3 protein-coding genes are annotated in these 3,402 nt (G+C 69.0%); all 3 read left to right on the top strand.

Annotated elements, in window-relative coordinates; all coding sequences use genetic code 11:
• Positions 1–197: 197 nt before the first annotated feature.
• Positions 198–869, top strand: coding sequence for a PTS sugar transporter subunit IIA (locus AB1346_11635; GenBank protein ID MEW6721091.1), 672 nt, complete (start codon positions 198–200; stop codon positions 867–869).
• Positions 866–2,839 carry a proton-conducting transporter membrane subunit gene (locus tag AB1346_11630; GenBank protein MEW6721090.1) on the top strand — a complete coding sequence of 658 codons (1,974 nt, stop codon included), beginning with the start codon at positions 866–868 and terminating at the stop codon, positions 2,837–2,839. The genes AB1346_11635 and AB1346_11630 overlap by 4 nt, the downstream gene beginning before the upstream one ends.
• Positions 2,840–2,853: 14 nt before the next feature.
• Positions 2,854–3,402: NADH-quinone oxidoreductase subunit H (locus AB1346_11625; GenBank protein MEW6721089.1), on the top strand; the 549-nt coding region annotated here is incomplete at its 3' end.

The raw sequence follows: 3,402 nt of genomic DNA, 5'->3' as shown, positions 1-3,402 counted from the left end.
GTGCCCTCGGTCGCGACGCCTTGGAGTGCCGCCAAGGAGGGCGGTATGCCGCGGAGGCCAGGGATGGCCGGGAGCGGCCCACGCCCGTCTCCACCGCCTCGCTACGGACGCTGGTGAGAAATGCGGGTTAATCCGCCCGTCTCGCCGGGAGAGAGACAGGTTGACCGGCTTTGGTAACTTCTGTACCATTTTGTCCAATGATGTCCATCCAGGAAGTCGCCCGCGAATTACGGGTCTCCGAGAAGACGGTCCGGCGGATGCTCTGGCGGGGAGAGCTGAAGGGGATCCGCGTCGGCGGACAATGGAGGTTCCCCGTCGAGAACCTTGCGGCGCTTCTGCCGTCGGGAGCGCGCGCCGCCGCGGCTCCGTTGCAGCTTCGCGCCGCTCCGATCCGCGAGCTGGTAGAGACCGGCGGAATCCATTACCGGATCGGCGGGGAGTCCCCCCATGAAGTTCTCCGGGAGATCGTGAACCAGACCCCCTGCGTTCCGGCATCCGTCCGGCCCGCGCTGTTCGAGGCGGTCTGGGAGAGGGAATCGCTCTGCTCTACCGGCATCGGCAACGGGATCGCCGTCCCCCATCCGATCGTGCCGCTCCGGTCGCCGCGCGTGGAGATCCCGTCCTGCGTCGGCCTCTTTTTCCTCGAGCGCCCGGTGGATTTCGGGTATGTGGACGGAGAGAAGGTCTCGATCCTGTTCCTCCTCCTGCTGAACAGCCTGCAGGAGCATCTCCGGACGCTGTCCCGTCTGGTCCGGCTCCTGCGGGAGGAGTCGCTTTCGGCGCTGCTGCATTCGGTTCCCCTCCGCGCAGAAATCCATTCCGAGCTTGCCCGACTGGAGAAATCGGTGATCCCGGAGACTACCGGATGACGCCGTCGGCGGCCCTTTACATCGTCTCGGGGGCGTGGCTGGCATCGGGGATCGCGGCGCTCTGCATTCCGGATCCGGGGCGCTCCCGGGCCGCGGGCTTCGGAGGCGGCGCCTTCGCCTCGCTCCTCGGCCTCGTCTTCCTGTTCGGCGGATTCTTCCCGCAGGGACCGGTGCGCATCCCCGTGCCGTCGCCCGTCCCGTGGGTCGCGTCGGAGCTCTGCATCGACGGGCTGTCGGCGTTCTTCCTCTCCGTCGTGTTCCTCGTCGGGTTCCTTTCCTCCGTGTACGCCGTCGGGTACATGCGCGAATACGACGGGCGCCGGCGGGGACGGGCCGCGCCGCTGTTCTTCAATCTCCTCCTGCTGTCGATGGCCATTGTCGTATCGGCCGGGGACATGCTCACCTTCCTGCTCGCGTGGGAGGGGATGGGGCTGGCGTCCTATTTCCTCGTCGTCTTCGAGCACGACCGCGCGGAGTCGCGCCGCGCGGGTCTGATCTACCTGATCGCGACCCATATCGGCACGGCGGGGATCCTCCTGGCCTTCCTGCTGCTCGCGGGGTACTCCGGCTCCTATTCCTTCCGCGGCTTCGCGGCCGTTCCCGTCGGCAGCCCGTCGGCGCTGGCCGCTGTCTTCGGATTCGCGCTGGTCGGATTCGGCACGAAGGCCGGCATGTTCCCGTTCCACATCTGGCTCCCCTACGCCCACCCGGAGGCGCCCTCCCCCGTTTCCGCGGTCATGTCCGGCGTGATGATCAAGATGGGCGTATACGGGATCGTCCGGTTCCTCTTCTACCTGCTTCCGTCCCCCCCGCCCGCCTTCGGGACGATCGTCATCGCCTTCGCCCTGCTTTCCGGATTCTTCGGCGTCCTCTACGCGATCGCGCAGCACGACCTGAAGCGGCTGCTGGCGTTCCACAGCGTCGAGAACATCGGGATCATCCTTCTCGGCGTCGGCGCGGCGTCCCTTTCCCTGGCCGCCTCCCGCCCGGGGCCGGCGCGCCTGCTGCTGGCCGGCGGCCTCTTCCACGTGCTGAACCACGCGCTGTTCAAGGGGCTCCTCTTCCTCGGCGCGGGCGCCGTGTACCAGGGGACCCGTACCAAGAACATCGAGCGGATGGGCGGCCTGATGCGCGGGATGCCGCGGACGGGGCTGGCGTTCCTGCTGGGCAGCCTCGCCATCTCCGCCGTTCCCCCGATGAACGGCTTCGCGAGCGAGTTCGCGATCTTCCGGGGGCTGTGGGACGCCGCGGGGAAGGAAGGGGTCCAGCCGGGGCTGCTGATCGCCGCCATGGCGGGGCTCGCGCTGATAGGGGGACTCGCGTTCGTCTGCTTCGTGAAGGTCGTCGGCACGGTGTTCCTCGGCAACCCGCGCAGCCCGGCGGCCTCGGAGGCGCGCGACCCGGGGTGGCCGATGGCGCTGCCGATGGGCGTCCTCGCCCTGACGTGCATCGCGCTCGGGATCCATCCGTCGGCCGTGATGGACTTTCTCATGGAGCTGGCTCCGTTCCCGGCGGCGGAGCCGGCCCGGCCGCTCCACGAGGGAATCGGCGGGCCGCTGACCGTCGCCGCCGCGCTCGCCGCCGCCATCGGGCTCCTCGTCCTCCTGCGCCGCGCGCTGCTGCGCCGGAACGGGGTGCGCGCGTACGAGACCTGGTCCTGCGGCTTCTCGTATGCCACCCCCCGGATGCAGTACACGGCGTCGTCCTTCGCCGAACCGGTCATCCATGTCTTCCGCGGGATCCTGCGCCCCCGCTCCGTGCGCGAGGAGCGGCTCTCGGGGCGCTTCCTCCTCGGCATGCATTTCGAGACGCACATCGGGGACCTGCTCGAGAACGGACTCTACCTGCCGGTCTACCGGATGTTCCTGCGGCTGGCGTTCCTCGCGCGCCGCCTGCACACCGGCTACATCCACGTGTATCTCGCGTACATCCTCGGCACCGTCGTCATCCTGCTGGTGCTGTTCCGTTAGGGGGGGAGCGCAAGGTGAATCCGCCGATCGACCTGCTCCTCTTCGTCGCGCTGGCGCCGCTGGTCGCGGGGATCATCCGCAAGACGAAGATGTTCCTGTCGCTGCGGCGGGGCGCTCCGGTCTGGCAGCCGTACCTTGACCTGCGGAAGCTGTTCCGGCGGGGGATCGTGCGGAGCCGGACGGCGTCCTGGGTGTTCGACCTGTCCGCGCCGCTCGTCCTCGGGAGCACTCTCGTCCTGGCGGCGGCCACTCCGCTTTCCTCCCGGGAGGTCCTGCTCCCGATGCATTTCATCCTGTACGTCTACCTGATGGCGCTTCCGCGCTTCTTCCAGACGCTCGCCGGGCTCGACACCGGGAGCGCGTTCGGCGGGCTGGGATCGAGCCGGGAGGCTTCGGTGTCCGCCATGGCGGAACCGGCGCTGGTCCTGGCGCTGTGCGGGCTCGCCTTCCTCGGGCGTTCGGACACGGTCAACGGCTTCCTCGCGGGGCTCCCCGGGGAGTCGGTCTCGGCCAGCCCGGAGACGATCCTGATCGCGGGCGCGCTGTTCCTCCTCCTGCTGGCG

Source organism: Thermodesulfobacteriota bacterium (genome assembly GCA_040758155.1).
GTDB lineage: Bacteria > Desulfobacterota > Deferrimicrobia > Deferrimicrobiales > Deferrimicrobiaceae > UBA2219.
The sequence above is the reverse complement of the archived record's forward strand: the minus strand, read 5'-3'. Positions and strand labels throughout refer to the sequence as shown.